18 protein-coding genes are annotated in these 17,145 nt (G+C 34.9%); all 18 read left to right on the top strand.

Annotation, left to right across the window (positions count from 1 at the left end):
* The first annotated feature begins 441 nt into the window (after window positions 1–441).
* Window positions 442–684, top strand: coding sequence for a Flp family type IVb pilin (locus BHF71_RS05360; protein WP_218064926.1), 243 nt, complete (start codon window positions 442–444; stop codon window positions 682–684).
* 104 nt (window positions 685–788) lie between these two features.
* On the top strand, window positions 789–1,181 hold the full coding sequence (locus tag BHF71_RS05355; RefSeq protein WP_069656640.1) for a TadE/TadG family type IV pilus assembly protein: 393 nt from the start codon (window positions 789–791) through the stop codon (window positions 1,179–1,181).
* Window positions 1,174–2,025, top strand: a complete 852-nt coding sequence (locus BHF71_RS05350; protein ID WP_069656639.1) for a pilus assembly protein TadG-related protein — start codon at window positions 1,174–1,176, stop codon at window positions 2,023–2,025. Before BHF71_RS05355 ends, BHF71_RS05350 begins: the two co-directional genes overlap by 8 nt.
* A 20-nt stretch (window positions 2,026–2,045) precedes the next feature.
* Window positions 2,046–2,765 (top strand): Flp pilus assembly protein CpaB, encoded by a 720-nt coding sequence (gene cpaB, locus BHF71_RS05345; protein ID WP_069656638.1) that lies wholly within the window; start codon window positions 2,046–2,048, stop codon window positions 2,763–2,765.
* A 12-nt stretch (window positions 2,766–2,777) separates the two neighbouring features.
* Window positions 2,778–3,989, top strand: a complete 1,212-nt coding sequence (locus BHF71_RS05340; protein WP_069656637.1) for a CpaE/TadZ family protein — start codon at window positions 2,778–2,780, stop codon at window positions 3,987–3,989.
* Window positions 3,990–4,004: 15 nt separating this feature from the next.
* Window positions 4,005–5,321 carry a TadA family conjugal transfer-associated ATPase gene (locus BHF71_RS05335; RefSeq protein WP_069656636.1) on the top strand — a complete coding sequence of 439 codons (1,317 nt, stop codon included), beginning with the start codon at window positions 4,005–4,007 and terminating at the stop codon, window positions 5,319–5,321.
* A gap of 21 nt (window positions 5,322–5,342) precedes the next feature.
* Window positions 5,343–6,323, top strand: coding sequence for a type II secretion system F family protein (locus BHF71_RS05330; protein WP_069656635.1), 981 nt, complete (start codon window positions 5,343–5,345; stop codon window positions 6,321–6,323).
* Window positions 6,324–6,325: 2 nt separating this feature from the next.
* Window positions 6,326–7,249 carry a type II secretion system F family protein gene (locus tag BHF71_RS05325; protein ID WP_176717313.1) on the top strand — a complete coding sequence of 308 codons (924 nt, stop codon included), beginning with the start codon at window positions 6,326–6,328 and terminating at the stop codon, window positions 7,247–7,249.
* Between the two features lie 17 nt (window positions 7,250–7,266).
* Entirely contained in the window at window positions 7,267–7,644 is a 378-nt protein-coding gene (locus BHF71_RS05320; protein ID WP_069656633.1) for a DUF192 domain-containing protein, read from the top strand.
* A 56-nt stretch (window positions 7,645–7,700) separates the two neighbouring features.
* Window positions 7,701–9,431 carry a sensor domain-containing diguanylate cyclase gene (locus tag BHF71_RS05315; protein ID WP_084024268.1) on the top strand — a complete coding sequence of 577 codons (1,731 nt, stop codon included), beginning with the start codon at window positions 7,701–7,703 and terminating at the stop codon, window positions 9,429–9,431.
* A 29-nt stretch (window positions 9,432–9,460) separates the two neighbouring features.
* Complete coding sequence (locus tag BHF71_RS05310) at window positions 9,461–10,309, top strand: DegV family protein (RefSeq protein ID WP_069656631.1); 849 nt, start codon at window positions 9,461–9,463, stop codon at window positions 10,307–10,309.
* 49 nt (window positions 10,310–10,358) lie between these two features.
* Window positions 10,359–11,459 (top strand): hypothetical protein, encoded by a 1,101-nt coding sequence (locus tag BHF71_RS05305; protein WP_069656630.1) that lies wholly within the window; start codon window positions 10,359–10,361, stop codon window positions 11,457–11,459.
* Between the two features lie 19 nt (window positions 11,460–11,478).
* Window positions 11,479–13,254 (top strand): ATP-dependent helicase ComFA, encoded by a 1,776-nt coding sequence (locus BHF71_RS05300; RefSeq protein ID WP_069656629.1) that lies wholly within the window; start codon window positions 11,479–11,481, stop codon window positions 13,252–13,254.
* Window positions 13,255–13,471: 217 nt separating this feature from the next.
* Window positions 13,472–14,116, top strand: a complete 645-nt coding sequence (locus BHF71_RS05295) for a ComF family protein (RefSeq protein WP_176717312.1) — start codon at window positions 13,472–13,474, stop codon at window positions 14,114–14,116.
* Window positions 14,094–14,531 carry a TIGR03826 family flagellar region protein gene (locus BHF71_RS05290; RefSeq protein ID WP_069656627.1) on the top strand — a complete coding sequence of 146 codons (438 nt, stop codon included), beginning with the start codon at window positions 14,094–14,096 and terminating at the stop codon, window positions 14,529–14,531. The genes BHF71_RS05295 and BHF71_RS05290 overlap by 23 nt, the downstream gene beginning before the upstream one ends.
* A gap of 200 nt (window positions 14,532–14,731) precedes the next feature.
* Window positions 14,732–15,001 carry a flagellar biosynthesis anti-sigma factor FlgM gene (gene flgM / locus BHF71_RS05285; protein WP_069656626.1) on the top strand — a complete coding sequence of 90 codons (270 nt, stop codon included), beginning with the start codon at window positions 14,732–14,734 and terminating at the stop codon, window positions 14,999–15,001.
* A gap of 7 nt (window positions 15,002–15,008) precedes the next feature.
* Window positions 15,009–15,524 (top strand): flagellar protein FlgN, encoded by a 516-nt coding sequence (locus BHF71_RS05280; protein WP_084024266.1) that lies wholly within the window; start codon window positions 15,009–15,011, stop codon window positions 15,522–15,524.
* Between the two features lie 28 nt (window positions 15,525–15,552).
* Window positions 15,553–17,136 (top strand): flagellar hook-associated protein FlgK, encoded by a 1,584-nt coding sequence (gene flgK, locus BHF71_RS05275; RefSeq protein WP_069656624.1) that lies wholly within the window; start codon window positions 15,553–15,555, stop codon window positions 17,134–17,136.
* Window positions 17,137–17,145 lie beyond the last annotated feature (9 nt).

Genomic DNA, 17,145 nt, shown 5'->3' with positions numbered 1-17,145 from the left:
TTAACAATCTTATTTACATGATTTATGCTACTGCTAATAAGTTAGATATTAATGTTAAACCTCATTAGGTTATTTTATTTCCTTTACAGCCTAATTGAACATCCTCTATCAAGGCTCAGGCAGTCAAGCGCTCTCCTTGACGGGTTGAGTCTTGATAGAGAAACTATGAAAAGGCTGTAAGGTAAAAACATCTATTAACCTATTCGTATTTTCTAATACCAATACTAGATGGCGAAGAGCCAAAAATTTCTTAAGGTACTTATTCCTAGTAAATAAGTAGTTAAAAACTAGTTATGACATTGCCAAGAAGCGATAAAATGAGTTTTTTACTATCTAAAAACAGGGAATAAGGTGGATAAAAAAATTCCTCCGAAAAAGTATACTCATGGTAAGGAACGAAGAGAAGTAAGTAAAAAAAATTAAAATTAAGGAGGAATTATGATGAAAGCTTTAACAAATCTATGGGTAAAACAATACACCATGAAGCAACGTATAAAGGATCGCGTAAGAAATGTGTTAACCAATGAAAAAGGACAAGGTATGGTTGAATACGGTCTAATATTGGCATTAATATCTGTGGTAGTGATCGTAATGCTAACCGGAATAGGCCAAAACTTACTAAATAGATTTACTGACGTTAATAATAACTTAACACCAAATACTAGTTCTACTCCAGGATCATGATATAGCATAATTTATCGAATAAAAATCAACATTAGCCTCGTAGAAGGTCCTACTCATCAGTAGGACCTTATTTTTCACTATGAATTACAAAGGAGCAAGATGGGATGAAATGGCTAAGAGGGAAGGAAGAAGGACAATCGTTAGTAGAGTTTTCGTTGGTATTTCCGATTCTATTAATTTTGTTGTTAGGAATTATTGAATTTGGACAAATTTTTTATTCATATTTAACGATTCAAAACGCTTCAAGAGATGGAGCGAGATACGGATCAGTTTGGGTTACGGATACGGAGATAGAGACAATAGTTCTCCAAAAAACGAAATCTTTAGATCAAACGAGTCTAACAGTAACCATATCCCCTGCTCCAAATCTAAGGACAAGTGGTGGGCAAATTAAAGTAACAATCGACTACAGTCTAACTATTATTGCTCCTATTTGGAGAGATATTTTGCCTAATCCTTTTCCTATATCAGCTGAGACGGTGATGCGACTTGAATAATGAAAGGGGTAATATCACGCTTTTACTGCTAATTTCAATGACATTAATCATAAGCTTGGCAGCAATGGTGGTAGATGTAGGGTATTTAATGTTAGAACAACAAAGATTGGGTGATGCTTTAGATGCAGCAGCCCTAGCGGGAGCGCAGGAATTAATCAATGATCAACTACAAGCTGAAATGATTGCTAGACAATATGCTATTGAAAATGGAGTAAGTGATCCACAGATAATTATCGATCCAGTGAGTAATACGATCACAGTTAATGGAACAAAGGATATCCCCTTTTTCTTCGCTAAAGCGATCGGTTTTGATCAAACGACAATTCAGGGTAGTTCGGTGGCAGGGGTTAAGCCCTTATCAAGTGCAAGTGGTATTGTGCCACTAGCAATCGAACAACAATCTTTTGAATATGGAGCACTGTATACATTAAAATATGGTGCCCAGGGTAGTAGTAATGGAAACTTTGGAGCGTTAGCTTTGGGTGGAAATGGGGCGTCTAACTATCGTGATAATTTAAAGTATGGTTATCAAGGAAAGTTATCGATTGGAATGAAAGTTTCCACGGAGCCAGGTAATATGTCGGGGCCTACTGAAAGTGGAATGAGATACCGAATTGATTCGGGTAATCGTGTTGTTATCGTTCCAATAGTAGATAGTTTAGATGTTAATGGTAGGGCTGAAGTAACCATCGTTGGATTTGCTGCCTTTTATTTAGAAGATGTGACTAGGAGTGGGCGTGATTCAGTGATTGAAGGTCGGTTTTTAAAAATGATTTTTTCCGGCGAATGGGATAATTCGGGACAAGGTGATTTTGGCTTATATGCAGTAAAATTAGTTCATTAGTTAGGGGGATTAAGTAGAGAATGAAACTAACAAATAGAAAACTATTTATAATAGCTTTGTTTTTTGGAATTGTTGCTACTAGCTTTATTTATATCTATTTAGCAGAACTTGAAGCTAAAACTAAGGAAATAGAGCCAACAGAAAAAGTTGTTGTTGCAAAGGTTACAATAACTCCCCGTACAGTGATAACTGAGGAAATGTTAGAAGTGAAAGAATACAAGATTAACTCGCTTCCTCCTTCAATCTATACAGAACAAGATGAAGTAATCGGACAAATAGCCAAAGAAACGATTTATAAAGGTGAACCGATCAATCCTAAGCGACTAGCGGATGAAAACTATCGCAAGGCCCATTTGGCATATTCTATACCCAAAGGTTATCGAGCATTAACCATTCAATTCAATCCCGTTCTGGGAGTTGGCGGCTTTATTAAACCGGGAGATTTTGTGGATGTGATCGGTACCTATGACCAAGAACACAGTCCCCTAAATCAGGATATGTCAAAATTGTTATTACAAGATATTCTTGTATTGGCTGTAGGTACGAATACCAGACCTGACTTGAAAGGGCAAGACATTAATACGATCAATACTATTACTTTAGCTGTTACTGCAAGTCAAGCTGAAAAGATAATTTACACCGAAGAAATGTCAAGTTTGAGGCTTGTCTTGCGTCCGATCAATGAAAATACCAAACTATCTACCACAGGTTCAACCAAAGATAATATTTTTGCACCATAGGAGGAAATCAGAATGAGTGATTTGATTCGAGTGTTGATCGTGGATGATAACGAAGATATGAGGGGTAATATTCGTAAAATATTATCCTTTGAAAGTAGAATAGATGTTGTTGGTGAAGCTGCTGACGGATATCAGGCAATAGATATGGCAGCTAAATATAAACCAGATATTGTCTTGATGGACATCAATATGCCAGGGTTAGATGGAATCTCAGCGACTGAGCGAATTAGTTTAAAATGTCCCTATACCTCGGTAATTGTCATTTCTGTCCAAGGAGAAAATGAATATCTAAAAAGGGCTATGTTAGCAGGAGCAAAAGAATACTTAATTAAGCCCTTTTCACCAGAGGATATTAACCAAACGATTTTAAATGTTTACGAACGGAATAAAGAAAGAACCACCGAAGTTTATGCCCATAAAGTATTGGAACAAGGTTATGTACAAGCTCCAAAGGTCATAACCGTTTTTAGTGGTAAAGGTGGAGTTGGTAAAAGCTTAATAGCTACTAATTTAGCAGTAGGTTTAGCCAAACTTCATAAAAAGGTGGTAATTGTTGATTTGGACTTGATGTTTGGTGATGTAGCTTCATTATTTAACTTAAAAATCAAGGAAACGATCTATCATCTTGTTCAAGAGATAGAGCGATTGGACTCTGAATCTATTCTTTCGTATTTGGTAGAAACAAGCTCGAAGGTTAGGGTGCTAGCAGCACCGATACGGCCTGAACAGAGTGAAATGATAACAGGGGTACACGTGGAAAAAATCATCAGACTTTTAAAAGAAACCCATGATTACGTTATAGTAGATACCCCATCACAATTAACTGACCCGGTATTAACACTGGAGCAATCTGATTTCATCTTGTTGGTTAATACCTTAAGTGTACCAGTGTTAAGACATAATAAAAACTTTCTAGAAATATTGAAATCGTTAAGTGTTCCTACTGAACGGGTTCGCATAATTATCAATCGAGCCACTTTGGATACTGGTGTAAAGATTAAAGATGTTAAGACAGCATTAGGCATGGAACTGTATTGTTTATTACCAGAAGAAAGATTTGTCGATTTATCAATAAACACTGGCGAACCATTATTAGAAATGAAAGCAAGTAGTAGATGGTCAAAGGAAATGAACAAGTTGGTCCAGCAAATAATAGCTGAAGATGAACGTGCCAAATCAGAATCATGGATAAAAAGATTTCGCCTAGGTAGAAAAAGAGCATAGGGAGGTGAGAGAAAAGTGTCTTTGCTGCAACGTCTGCAAAATAAGCAAAGTAGGGAAGAAAATATTGATAAGGTAAGTTTGCCTATTGATGAATTAGTTAAAGACGATCCATATAGTGAACTGAAGATGGAGATTCATCACAAGATTTTAGAAGAATTAGGCAGTGATTTTTTGGACGATTCCAATGAGGATTGGGATGAGGTTAAACAAATGATCGACTCTTTGCTTTTAGAAGAAGAGGAGCCGATTCCGAGGCAAGAACGGGAAAGAATCATCAATGAGATGATTGCGGAAATGAAGGGGTTTGGACCAATTGATGCCCTACTAAATGATGACACGGTATCTGAGGTTATGGTAAATCATGCAAAACAAGTTTTTGTAGAACGTAATGGTAAGTTGGAAAAAGCCCCTGTTTATTTTAGGGATGATGCTCATGTGATGAGAATTATCGAAAAAATTGTTGCTCCTCTGGGTAGGAGGATAGATGAAAGTTCTCCGATGGTGGATGCAAGGTTACCTGATGGTTCAAGGGTAAATGCCATAATCCCCCCCCTAGCAATAAAAGGCCCTAGTATTACAATTCGTAAATTTGCCAAAGATCCATTTGATATTAATGACCTAATAAAGTTTGGAACACTAACGGAACCCATGGCAAGATTTCTTGAAGCTTGCGTTAAAGCCAGGTTAAATATCGTCGTATCAGGAGGGACAGGGAGTGGTAAGACAACAACATTAAATGTATTATCTTCGTTCATACCTGAGGATGAGCGAATCATTACTATTGAAGATGCTGCCGAGTTGCAATTAAGACAAGAACACGTGATTACATTAGAAACACGTCCTGCAAATATTGAGGGGAAAGGTGCTATAACGATGCGTGATTTAGTGAAGAATAGTTTGCGGATGCGACCAGACCGCATTGTTGTGGGTGAGGTGCGTAGTGGAGAAGCCTTGGATATGTTACAGGCAATGAATACTGGACATGATGGCTCTTTAACGACGGGACACGCCAATACTCCCCGTGATATGTTATCTCGCTTAGAAACGATGGTTTTGATGGCAGGGATGGATCTACCGGTTCGAGCTATACGAGAACAAATTGCTTCAGCAATTGATATAATCGTTCAGCAGAACCGTTTGAAGGATGGTTCCAGAAAAATAACACACATTACTGAGGTTTTAGGGATGGAAGGCGATGTAATTACGATGCAAGATATCTTTTTATATAAAGATGGTTCCTTCAAACCAACTGGTATTGTACCCAAGAGTATAGAAAAAATAATGTCAGCTGGTATTGCGATTACAACAGAACTATTTCAATCTCACTATTAATTAAATTATAGGTGGTAAAAAATGGACTGGTTAATTATTCTCTCTCTCTTTCTATTTAACTTCACCATAATGTTTTGGTTTATTAGATATCTAGATTTGAGGCGTTCTCGAATAAAAAAGAGAGTTGTTGCAATTGAAAAGAAGGAATGGCATGAAACTGCTGAATTTGATAATAAAGTGGATAAAGAAGGTCCCAAATCCAAATTATCGTCTTTTTTATGGAAAATAGTTAGCCGCTTTAAATTGGTGAAATATTTGGATGAAAGTTTACAAAATGAGTTAAAGAAAGCTAATGTCTTAATGAAATCAAATGAATTGGTACTGGTGATTTTTTTCTTTGCAATAATTGGGGGGGTTCTTGGAATCATTATTGCTGATGGGAGCATTAGGAGAGGCGTTTGGCTCAGTCTTTTTACGTGGATGCTTCCGTTGATTTGGTTAAACTCGAAGAAAAAAAAGCGTAAAGTCATGTTAGAAGCACAATTGCCAGAAATGATAACTATGACTGCTAACTCCTTAAAAGCAGGTTATTCTTTACTACAATCATTCGAATTACTATCGCGAGAAATGGCTAAACCCCTGTCTGAAGAAATACAGCGGATGTTACAGGAAATGCGTTTAGGGGTAACAACTGAATTAGCCTTAAAAAACTTTAATCAACGGATTGATAGTAAAGATTTAGATTTAATAATTACTGCAATACTGATTCAAAGGCAAGTAGGGGGTAATTTGGCAGAAGTGTTAGATACCATTGGAAATACAATCCGAGAACGAATTAGGATCCAAGGAGAAATCAAGTCCTTAACAGCTCAAGGAAGGATGTCGATGTTGATTTTTATGATTTTGCCCTTTGGTTTGGGGGCGTTTCTCATGGTGTCTAATCCGGATTATATGATGACCTTATTCACTAATCCCTTAGGTATTGGAATGGTCGTTATAGCAATACTTGGACAAATACTTGGAGCAGTGATGATAAGAAGGATTATAGATATCGAGGTGTAATGATGAACTTATTAGGTATTGTTACGTCGGTCGTCGCTTTGGCAGTTATCATAATTATTTATAATAGTTTATTAATTCTTTTCAGTTATCGATTAAGAATCGTTAAAAATATTTACGAGATAGCAGAAGATTATAAAAAACTAGAGGATGATGATCCATATTCATTACCATTTAAAAAGCGAATAATAATTCCCTTATTAAAACGCATTGAGCGTTTCGTCATCAACTGGACTCCAAGTTCCTTTAAAGAAAGGGAAAAAGAATTACTGAAGTTGGCTGGGTATCCTCATAATTTAAATCTTCAAGAATGGATAGTTATTCGGATGAGCATTTGGTTAATTATCGGACTTCTATTAACGTCCTTTGGAGTTCATTTTGAACGTTGGAGTTATAAAATATTTATTATAGGATTAGGTTCGATCTTTGGTTATTTGCTTCCAATTTTTTATTTGCAGAAGCAAATCGCTGTCAGGAGGGCTGAAATTGAACGAGATCTCCCCTATGTTTTAGATATATTAACAGTAAGCGTTGAAGCTGGTCTTGGGTTTGATTCAGCTTTAATTAAGGTTGTTGAAAAAACAGATGGAACTCTAGCAAACGAATTTAACAAAACTCTACAAGAGATAAAAATGGGTAAAACGAGGAGAGAAGCCCTAAAGGATTTAGGCGAGAGAACTGGAGTAGAGGATATGGTACAGTTTGTAGGATCTATAATTCAGGCAGAACAATTAGGCGTAAGATTAGGAAGTGTACTTAGGGTACAATCAGAAGATATGCGTCAGAAGAAAAAACAGAGGGCTGAAGAAAAAGCTATGAAAGCTCCGATCAAAATTTTATTTCCCTTGGTTTTGTTCATATTTCCAGCAATCTTTATTATTATACTTGGTCCAGCGATTATTAACATCTTAGATACAATGTTAAAGTAAGGAAGGGAGATCGGTTGATGGGGTATTTAATCTTATCTAAGGCTGATTCAGAAAGTTTACTAGTTAAGCGACTTGAAGTTGCTGATTCTTTTTTTAAGAGATTTCTAGGGTTAATGTTTAAAAAATCCTTAGCTGAAGATGAAGGAATGTTATTGACGAAAACAAGACAGATTCATACATTTTGGATGAGATTCCCGATAGATGTTCTTTATCTAAGAAAAATAGCAAAAAACAAATATGAAATAGTTGGTTTAGAGGAAAATCTATCACCATGGCGAATTAGTATGTTAAACTTTCATAGTACTGATGTTTTAGAATTAAAAACCGGCTCGATAGCGAAAAAACATATTGAGATTGGTGAAGAAATTAAATATTGTAGTGAAAAAAAATATTAAATGTCATATAATTGAATCGAAAGACCTATCAAATACCAATAATTAGAAGAGTGATAATGATGAATCAGTTACCATTTAGCCGATTGATGAAAAAGGCAGCACTTTTTGCATATGTTCTGATTTCTATCTCAACATTGATTATAGTAAGTATTAAGATGTGGAGGCCCTTGCCTTCAGATGAATATGCGATGATTTTAATCTACCTATTTCTGTTTGTTTTTGTTAATAGTTTTCCGCTTAAATTTGGAGATATATACATATCTACTATTTTTCCAATCTCGTTAGCAGTTTTTCTACAATATGGGATTGTGGTAGAAGCTTGGTTAACCCAATTTGCGGTATTAGTAAGTATGTTGGTTTTAGATGTGCGACGTAATTTTACAAAAATAGTATTAAATCAGATAATGTTGATTTGGATGTCTTTGTTAGCGGGACTCAGCTTTTTTCTAGTAGGAGGTAGTATTGATTTTACATTACTAGATTTAGATGTGCAATTATTACCAATTATTGTATATACTTTGGTTTCTTTTCTAGTGAACAACATTATTATATACTTGATGCGTAGCGAGAAAAAAAATTTTATTTCCAAAGATGCCTTGTGGGATGCTTCTACGTTATTTTTCACTCTACCATTTGGGATCGTGTTATATCTAGTAGATGTTTTTTATGGGATTTTGGGCGTAATAATTATTATGATTCAACATTTGATTTTTAACTTTTTATTCAAATTATATAGTGAGCTTCATCATTCGCACCAACAATTGAAGTCATTAAACAAAATATCGGCTTCTTTTACTTCGGAATTAGATTTAGAAAAAACCTTAAGTGCTTTACAACAGGCAATAAGAGAGTTATTAACCTTTGATTATAGTTATATTTACTTATTGAAGGGAGATAGATTACACTTAGTTTCTATAGAAAATAATCAAGGAAAAGTTATAAATGACGAATCAACACTCAACTTTAGTTTGTCAATAAATGAAGGTTTAACAGGGAAGAGTGCATTATATAAGAAAGCACAACTTATTCAAAGCGATGCCGATATTTATCGAATAAGTTATAATGAACCTTATTTCATTAAAAATAATAAATCCTTGTTGGCGGTACCCATGATTTGGCACAATCAGGTGGTTGGTGTAATTACTTTGGGAAGTTCTGTTGAATATAATTTTTCTAAAAAGGATGTTACTATTGCCAAGATTCTTGCTAGCCAAGCGGCAATAGCGATCCAAAATGCCAACACATACCAAATATCCCAAGAAAAAAATTTGATAGACGAGTTAACAGGGGTATATAATTATCGTGCATTCAACAACCTTTTAGATGAAATCATTTTAGATGCAGAGATGAAGGGTGAAAAGGTTAGTCTGATAATGTTAGACCTTGATCACTTTAAACAAGTTAACGATAGTTATGGTCATGCCGCAGGCAATGAGGTCTTAAAAGAGATAGCTAAATTATTAAAGAAATTAACTAGAAAAAAAGATGTTGTTGCTAGATACGGTGGTGAAGAGTTTACTATTATCATTCCTAATACGGATATTAAAGGAGCAGAAATTATAGCAGAAAGAATTCGTTCTTCAATTGAAGAACATCAGATAGTAGTAATCGATAGTATTGAAGGCAAGGGAGAAATAGTCTTAAAAGTTACTTCCAGTATTGGAGTGGCTACTTATCCGGATTTAGCGAGTTCTGCCAAAGATTTGATTAGGAACGCTGACAGGGCGATGTATGTTGGTTCAAAACAAGCTGGAAGGAATAAGGTAGCTATTTACGAGAAAAATTAACTGAATAAGATTGAAGGAAGGTGTCTACTTTGGCGAGGGTAGCAGTTGTTACAGATAGTACCTCATATCTATCAAAAGAGACAATAGAAAAATATGGCATATATGTTGTGCCATTAACAGTGAATTTTGGCTTAGAGTCCTATAGAGAGGGCTTTGATCTGTCCGCTGAAGCTTTTTATGAACAATTAAAAGCAGTCAAAGATTTACCTACAACATCACAACCGGCTATAGGAGAGTTTGTAGAACTTTATGAAAAACTAGCACGAGAATATGATGCTGCCATTGCCATCCATCTGTCCAGTGGTATAAGCGGAACTTATAATACATCACTTACCGCAGCTAATATGGTTGATGGAATAGAAGTGGCGGTTATTGATTCGGAGATATCTTGTTATCCTCTTGGTTTTATGGCTATTGAAGCTGCGGAGATGGCTAATGCGGGAAAATCACTTGCTGAAATTAAAGAAAGAATAGAGTGGCTAGTAAAGAATATGAGAGGCTATTTTATTGTAGATGACTTATCCCATTTACATCGCGGTGGCCGTTTAAATACTGCTGAGTTAATCGTTGGTAGTATGTTAAAGATTAAACCGATTATCCATTTTAATGACAAAAAATTAAAGCCTTTTGAAAAGATTCGTACAAAGAAAAAGGCATTGGATCGTATTTTTCAATTATTAGATAAGGATGTTAAAGAAGCATCGTTGATTAAATGTACTATCGTTCAGGCAAATGTTAGAGAAGAAGCAGAAGAAATTATGGAAATGATTCATAAAAGATATCCAAATGTTGAGGCGAATATCTCCACACTTGGACCAGTAATTGGCACCCATGTTGGTGAGGGAATGATTGGTATAGGATGGTATAAAAAACACTAAAGAAGTAGTATCCATCGGTTTTTAAGATGGATAAAGAGGTGTTTCTATTATGGAAATGGAAAATAGAATTAAAGGTATATCTAGCATCTCACTGGCGCTATTATTTTTTGTTTTATATTTACTCGAGACGTTTCTTAATGATGGCCCCTTCTCTTTTTGGGTTGTTTATCTCTTTTTTGATCTAGTTTTGTTCGGGTATGGATTATACCTGATCTTTTCCGGGCGTTTATTAACCATTTGGGAAGATATTTTGATAACTTTTTCCGGTCTTGTTCTTGCTATCTTATTAATTATTGACACAAAAGGCATTTATAGTATGTATTTTCCTTTTATTTATTTGGTAGCCTTAACCTATCCTGCTTTCACCAAGGGGAAGAAGTTCTTCTTTATTTCAACTTCAGTTGGTTTGATAATTATCTTTTCCTGGGTGGCTGTGTCGACGAATATTAGCTATTTTTTCAATCTTGATTTGATAATACCATTAGTTGTTTACATTGGACTGATCATGGTCATTCGCAATTATAGGTTTGAATGTTTTTGGTGTGATGTAGAAGAAAATTCATGCAAGTATCGAGATTCTTGTGTTGTATATCGAACGAAGTGGAATAATCACTTTGGAGAAGCTAAGATTATTAGACAAATCAGAAAAGTTGATAGAGTTAATTCTATAATGATAGCAATCTATTTCTTGACAGTGTTGTTTAATGTCTTGTCTCTACCTCGAGTAGATTTTATCGTGATATTGATAGATTTATTTTTTTCAATGATTATCCTGTTATATGTTAACAAGCAAATCAGGTTGAATCCAATAGTTCATCGGTCGCCAGTTTATTATTATGTTTTTTTAACTTTGGTAACTTTGACAGTTTACTTGAATGGTTCGTATAGTAGTCAGTTATACCCAACACTTTTCCTCATTCCTATCTTATATACCACTGTTAATTTTTCAAGGAAAGGTAGTATGGGGATTGCGATATTTAGTATTGTCATCATTTGGTTGTTATTATTACAAGATCCTACATATAGAAAATTAGAGCAGGTTGTTTCTATTTCTGTTATTATTTTAACCACACAGGTTACGATCGGTTTTCTAGTAAAAGAACATATCAGTCATCGTAAAGAATTAATCAAGATGAGAAGAAATATGTAACTATTGAAAGTGTGTTATTATGAAATTTCAAATTTATCTTATCGATAATAATGGTAGACTAGAATGGAAGATCACGTCTAATATTGAAGTTGATTTAGCTTATTGGTATGAACATGGTGTGTCTACCTTGATTGCAACCAACTCATTTTTTTCGATCGGATATGCAAATTATTTACTTAAATGTTTAGAACAGATAACTAATACAGCGAAAGCTTCGATATCTAATAATTTTTACCAAGATATTGATTGGCTGTTAGAGAACTGTTCGGTTGGCGATAAAAAATGCTCGGTACTTAAATTGAGTACGAAGTCAGAGAACGAGCAAATTATGGCTATTGATCAAAGCTGGAATCATTTTGCTCCAAATCTTCAAGGAAGATTATTATTGTTAAGTGAAGTAATCCAATTATACACTGAGGTTAATTCTGTAAATAAATTATCAAGAAATGAATTGTTTAAAATACTTCAATTAGGATATTTACGTAATGAAATTAAGATTACACCCAGTGTTACTTATCCCCTAATCTCCCACGTCCTCTATAATCAAAATGAACTTATTTGTCAGCGATGTGGTTCGCGAAAAGCTGTTAAGATTCAAGAGTGTGCAGTTTGTGGAGATAACTGTGCAACTTGTGAAGAGTGTATTATATACGGTAGGAGCAAAACTTGTACACCTTTATATGACTTTTCTTCGTTAGCTAGGCAAAAAGCCTCCGATGTTAAATTTTTATCTTTTGATTCTATCCCGATTAGGATGCCACAACTTACCCCTTTTCAATCAAAAGTTGCTAATTTTGCATTGCAATATGTGAAGGACCGAAAGAAAAAAGATTTACTTATTTGGGCTGTAACCGGAGCTGGTAAAACAGAAATGCTTTTTCCAGTGATCAATCATGCCCTAATAAGTGGATCCCGAGTTTTATTCACCGCACCAAGAAGGGATGTAATCAAAGAATTAGCTCCGAGGTTTAAAAATACTTTTTCAGATGTACCTATTGTTACCCTTTATGGAGGTAGTGAAGAAAAATGGAATGATGGGTTACTTTTTTTAAGTACCATACACCAGATGATCAGGTTCGTTGGTTATTTTGATTTGGTGATTATTGATGAAATGGATGCTTTTCCCTATCATAATAACCCTAGACTGCACTTACTTGTTAAGCGAGCTTTGAAAGATAATGGCCAGATGATTTATTTAACTGCTACTCCACCAAATAATTGGCAAAGACGGATTAAATCAAATGAGATTGAGTCAATAATATTACCTATCAGGTACCATCAATATCCATTGCCAATCCCCCATCTTAAGCTAATTCCCAAAAAAGCAAAATTATTAAAAAGGAAAACACCAAATAAAGTGATTGGACAGTTTATAAGTTTGGTAGAAGAAATGAATGGACAAGGTTTTATTTTTGTTTCAGGTGTCAATGAGGTAGTTAATTGGACTAATAAATTAAAACAATGGTTTCCTGATGAGAAGATTGAAGGAATTTATGCCAAGGATCATTTGCGTGATTACAAAATAGAAATGTTTAAAAGAGGAATGATTCGCTTTCTTGTAACGACAACAATAATGGAACGGGGAGTAACTGTACCTAACGTTCATGTGCTAGTAATAGGTGCTGAAGGGAAGATTTTTGAAGAGGCCACATTAATTCAAATCGCCGGGAGGGTTGGTCGGTCTACAAAATATCCCCATGGTTACGTTTGGTTTTTAGCTGAATACTTAACATCAGAAATGGTTAGTGCCAAGAAGCAGATTAAGAGAATGAATAAATTGGCTAAAAAATATTGAACATTTAATTTTTTTTCAGTATGATGAAAAAAATTAGTTGTTAGGGTGTTAATATTAAATGTGGGACTATTTTCAACAATTATTTTTTCCCATCCAGACCTGTCAGCTCTGTGGTAAACCTATTAAGGGTTCAAATAAAGATGATTATGTTATACGAATACCATACACTTGTATGACTTGTGTAAGACAGATAGAAACACCAATGGAACCCTTTTGTTTGAGTTGTCATAAACCTCTAGATGGAGATTTTTCTAATAGAAGTCTAGCATTTTGCGGAGATTGTCAAGATAATGGTAATAGAGAATTACTATATAATCGTAGTGCAGTATTATATAATAGTTTTATAAAAGAAAAAATTACATTATACAAATATCGTGGTAAAGAAAGTTTAAGTCTAATCTTTAGTTATCTAATGAAGCTAGCTTATGATTCCTATTATGAAGGAATTAGGATAGATTATCTAGCATATGTTCCGCTTCATTCTGATAGATTAAAAGAGCGGGGATTTAATCAAGCTAAACAATTAACTGAGAATTTACATAAGTTAACAGGCAAAAGGATATTTTATGGATTAGAGAGAGTTAAACATACTGAAAAGCTAAGCAAACGAAGTAAAATAGAACGTATCCAACAGGTTGAAGAAAGTTTTAGGCTCAAGGGTGATTCAATTAGTCAGATTAAGGGAAAAAATATTTTAATCATAGATGATATTTATACTACCGGGTCAACGATTTCTGAATGTGCTAGAGTCCTTAGAGTAGCAGGAGCAAGAAATGTCTATGGTTTAACACTAGCACGTGCTATGGATAAGATAGATAATCATAATGGGAGGGAGTATGATGGGATTGGGAGATCTTTCTAATTGCTCTCGCTGTGGAAAAGTTTTTGTAAAAACGATTTATGATATATGTCCTAATTGTGTTAAGGAGATTGACGAAGAATATCATATTTGTGCTGAATATTTAAGAGAAAATAAAATGGTAAATATCTATGAACTGAGTGAAGCCACTGGGGTATCGGTCAGACAGATAACCCAATTCATACGCGAAGGAAGGATCTCGATTGTAGATAATCCTAATATGGGATACCCTTGCGAGTCCTGTGGCACGGTCATTTCAAAAGGTAGGCTATGCAAAAAATGTTCAGATCGATTAACTAAAGGAATTAAAAAAGTCTTAGAAGAGAAGGAATTAGAACAAGAGATAAATAATCCAGAAAAAAAAGAAAAGACTTATTATCAATTTGGTGTAAACTTCAAATCAAAGAATAATCGCTAACTTACAGTTTATAAAGAAAAAAAGAGTTTAAATGAGGAATTAAGAGTTATTAAGATTTTTTTTGGGTTAAATAGGGTTAAGTATTATTAGATAGATGTCGATAAATAAGGTAACACTTATTGTCGGCTTTTCTTTATTGCTATTAGTTATTAAAAGAAGATAGACTCTTAGCGATTTAACTGTATAAAGGGGTGAACCGAATGAAAGTTAATGGTTACAATAGAATGTCAGGAATTAGCAATTATCAGCAAATGAATCAAAAGTGTCGCGTATCAAAGAACGAGGGTCTTAAAAAAGACCAGATTTCTATATCTGAAGAAGCCAAAGCACTTTTGGAACAAACCACAGCTAAGGATTCCAATGGGCCAACGGCAAAAGTAAGAGAAATTAAAGAACAAATTGAGAACGGCACTTACCAAGTTGATTCAGGACTAGTTGCAGATAAAATGTTAGATTGGTCCAAGAAGTGATTTTGAAATGAGGGATAAGATGATGGCTTCATTTCCAAGGTTGATAGAGGTCCTAATGCAAATTTATCAATTACAGCTAGAGATGTTAGATTTAGCTAAACAAAAAAAACAGGTGCTTATTGATGGAAGTATCGAAGAATTATCCAAGATAATTCATTATGAATCCCTTTGGATAAAAAAGGTGAGTAAATTAGAAGATGAGCGGATGAAGGTTGTGCAGCAAATCCTTAATGATAATGATATTAAAGCGGACCAAATTACGATTAACGACTTGATTAACAATTTAGATTCACCTGACGATAAAAAAAGATTAGAAGATATCCATGGGAAGTTGACTAAAACGATTGAAGAGATTCAACAATTGAATGATTTAAATACCCAACTTATTGAGCAGTCGTTAAAATATATCTCTCATACGATTAATCTAATTACAGAAGATCCAAGCCAAGGTTATACTTATTCCAAACCGATGACTAAAACAAGTACGGTCGCTAAGTCAGGTTTATTCGATAAAAAAGCGTAGTAAAAATGACGTGAAAAGGAGTAGAAAGATGCGTTCTACATTTCATGGGCTAGAAACTGCAAAAAGAGGTTTGTTTGCTCAACAAACTGCAATGCAAACCACGGGACATAATATTGCTAATGCAAATACTAAGGGTTATTCTAGGCAGGTAGTCAACTTTGTTGCCTCAAGTCCACTTGAAGTGCCTGGTATAACGAATAGTACCGCACCTGGACAACTGGGTAGTGGTGTCGATTTCTCAAGTATTAAGAGGGTAAGAGAAACCTTTTTGGATGATCAATTTCGTAATCAGAATAAAAGTTATGGCGATTGGAGCATTCGTAGAAATACTCTTGAGAAAATCGAAGCGGTTATAAATGAGCCTTCGGAACAAGGAATTCGAACAGTTTTAGATAATTTCTGGAATAGTTGGCAGGAGTTAGCTGGGCAACCGGACAACCTAACGGCACGTTCTGTGGTTATGGAAACGGCAATGGCATTGACTGATACCTTCAATGATATTGCATATAAATTTGGAGATTTGAAAAGGGATTTGGAAGAGAGTATCAAAATTAAAGTTGACGATGCTAATACATTAATCACTCAAATTGCTGAATTAAATGGAGAAATATATAGAATTGAAAGGCTTGGAGATAATGCAAACGATTTAAGGGATCAAAGAGATCTTTTAACCGATAATTTATCTAAGTTAATCAATATTGACGTAACCGAGACTGCGAAGGGATATACCATAACTTCAGGAGCTACTCAGTTAGTTGCAGATAATGAAACCACACTTTTAGATGTGAACGGTTTACCAGACGATATAAGTGGGGGAGAAATCAATGGTTTTCTAGTTTCTTTAGAACACGTTGATACTTTTCAAGCTCAATTAGATCAGATGGTAAAAGGATTGGTCGAGGGAGAATTTGATTTGACCATACCCAAAGGAACTATTTTACCTGAAGGAACTACCTTGACAAAAGTTGATGGTACTGAATTGACTTTTTCTGGTGATGCTACTGCAAGAACTGTAACAGCTGAGATAACTGTTAGAGTAAAGGGATTTAATGGACTTCATCAACTAGGCTATACCCTCAATGATCCACTTCAACCAGGCGGTTTATTCTTTACCACCAAAGATGGGAGCAACAACTTCGTTGCAGGTAATATTCAACTTAACCCAGAGATTGCTTTAGATATTCGTAATATTGCAACATCGACAAGTACATATACGGTTTCCGGTGCAACTGGTAATGAGGAGAAAGTGATCAAAGGAAATAACCAGTTAGCATTATGGTTAGCCCAGATGCGTAATGCCTTGATTACATTTGATGAAAGTGAAGTCGAAGCGGCTATTGACGGTGAAGGAACATTTGATGAAAATTTCCGTGCAATGGTGGGAAGACTTGGAGTTAAGACTCAAGAAGCTATTCGGCAAGAGGAGAATAGTAGGATCCTCACAGAACAAGTTGATAGTAGAAGACAATCTGTTAGTGGTGTTTCTTTAGATGAAGAAATGGCTAACTTAATCAAGTTTCAACAAGCGTATAATGCTTCAGCTAGGATGATAACAACAATCGATCAACTTTTAGATAAACTTATTAATGGTACCGGTGTTGTAGGTAGGTAATAGAAAGTA

It is taken from the genome of Vulcanibacillus modesticaldus (assembly GCF_001730235.1).
GTDB lineage: Bacteria > Bacillota > Bacilli > Tepidibacillales > Tepidibacillaceae > Vulcanibacillus > Vulcanibacillus modesticaldus.
Note: the sequence above shows the minus strand (reverse complement) of the source record. Positions and strands in the feature narration are given on the sequence as shown.

Coding starts and splice junctions, on each gene's coding strand:
- BHF71_RS05300 (WP_069656629.1), top strand. CDS start 11,479: ATGAAATTTCAAATTTATCTTATCGATAATAATGGTAGACTAGAATGG.
- BHF71_RS05320 (WP_069656633.1), top strand. CDS start 7,267: ATGGGGTATTTAATCTTATCTAAGGCTGATTCAGAAAGTTTACTAGTT.
- flgM (WP_069656626.1), top strand. CDS start 14,732: ATGAAAGTTAATGGTTACAATAGAATGTCAGGAATTAGCAATTATCAG.
- BHF71_RS05330 (WP_069656635.1), top strand. CDS start 5,343: ATGGACTGGTTAATTATTCTCTCTCTCTTTCTATTTAACTTCACCATA.
- BHF71_RS05290 (WP_069656627.1), top strand. CDS start 14,094: ATGGGATTGGGAGATCTTTCTAATTGCTCTCGCTGTGGAAAAGTTTTT.
- BHF71_RS05305 (WP_069656630.1), top strand. CDS start 10,359: ATGGAAATGGAAAATAGAATTAAAGGTATATCTAGCATCTCACTGGCG.
- BHF71_RS05340 (WP_069656637.1), top strand. CDS start 2,778: ATGAGTGATTTGATTCGAGTGTTGATCGTGGATGATAACGAAGATATG.
- BHF71_RS05280 (WP_084024266.1), top strand. CDS start 15,009: ATGAGGGATAAGATGATGGCTTCATTTCCAAGGTTGATAGAGGTCCTA.
- BHF71_RS05325 (WP_176717313.1), top strand. CDS start 6,326: ATGAACTTATTAGGTATTGTTACGTCGGTCGTCGCTTTGGCAGTTATC.
- flgK (WP_069656624.1), top strand. CDS start 15,553: ATGCGTTCTACATTTCATGGGCTAGAAACTGCAAAAAGAGGTTTGTTT.
- BHF71_RS05360 (WP_218064926.1), top strand. CDS start 442: ATGAAAGCTTTAACAAATCTATGGGTAAAACAATACACCATGAAGCAA.
- cpaB (WP_069656638.1), top strand. CDS start 2,046: ATGAAACTAACAAATAGAAAACTATTTATAATAGCTTTGTTTTTTGGA.
- BHF71_RS05315 (WP_084024268.1), top strand. CDS start 7,701: ATGATGAATCAGTTACCATTTAGCCGATTGATGAAAAAGGCAGCACTT.
- BHF71_RS05355 (WP_069656640.1), top strand. CDS start 789: ATGAAATGGCTAAGAGGGAAGGAAGAAGGACAATCGTTAGTAGAGTTT.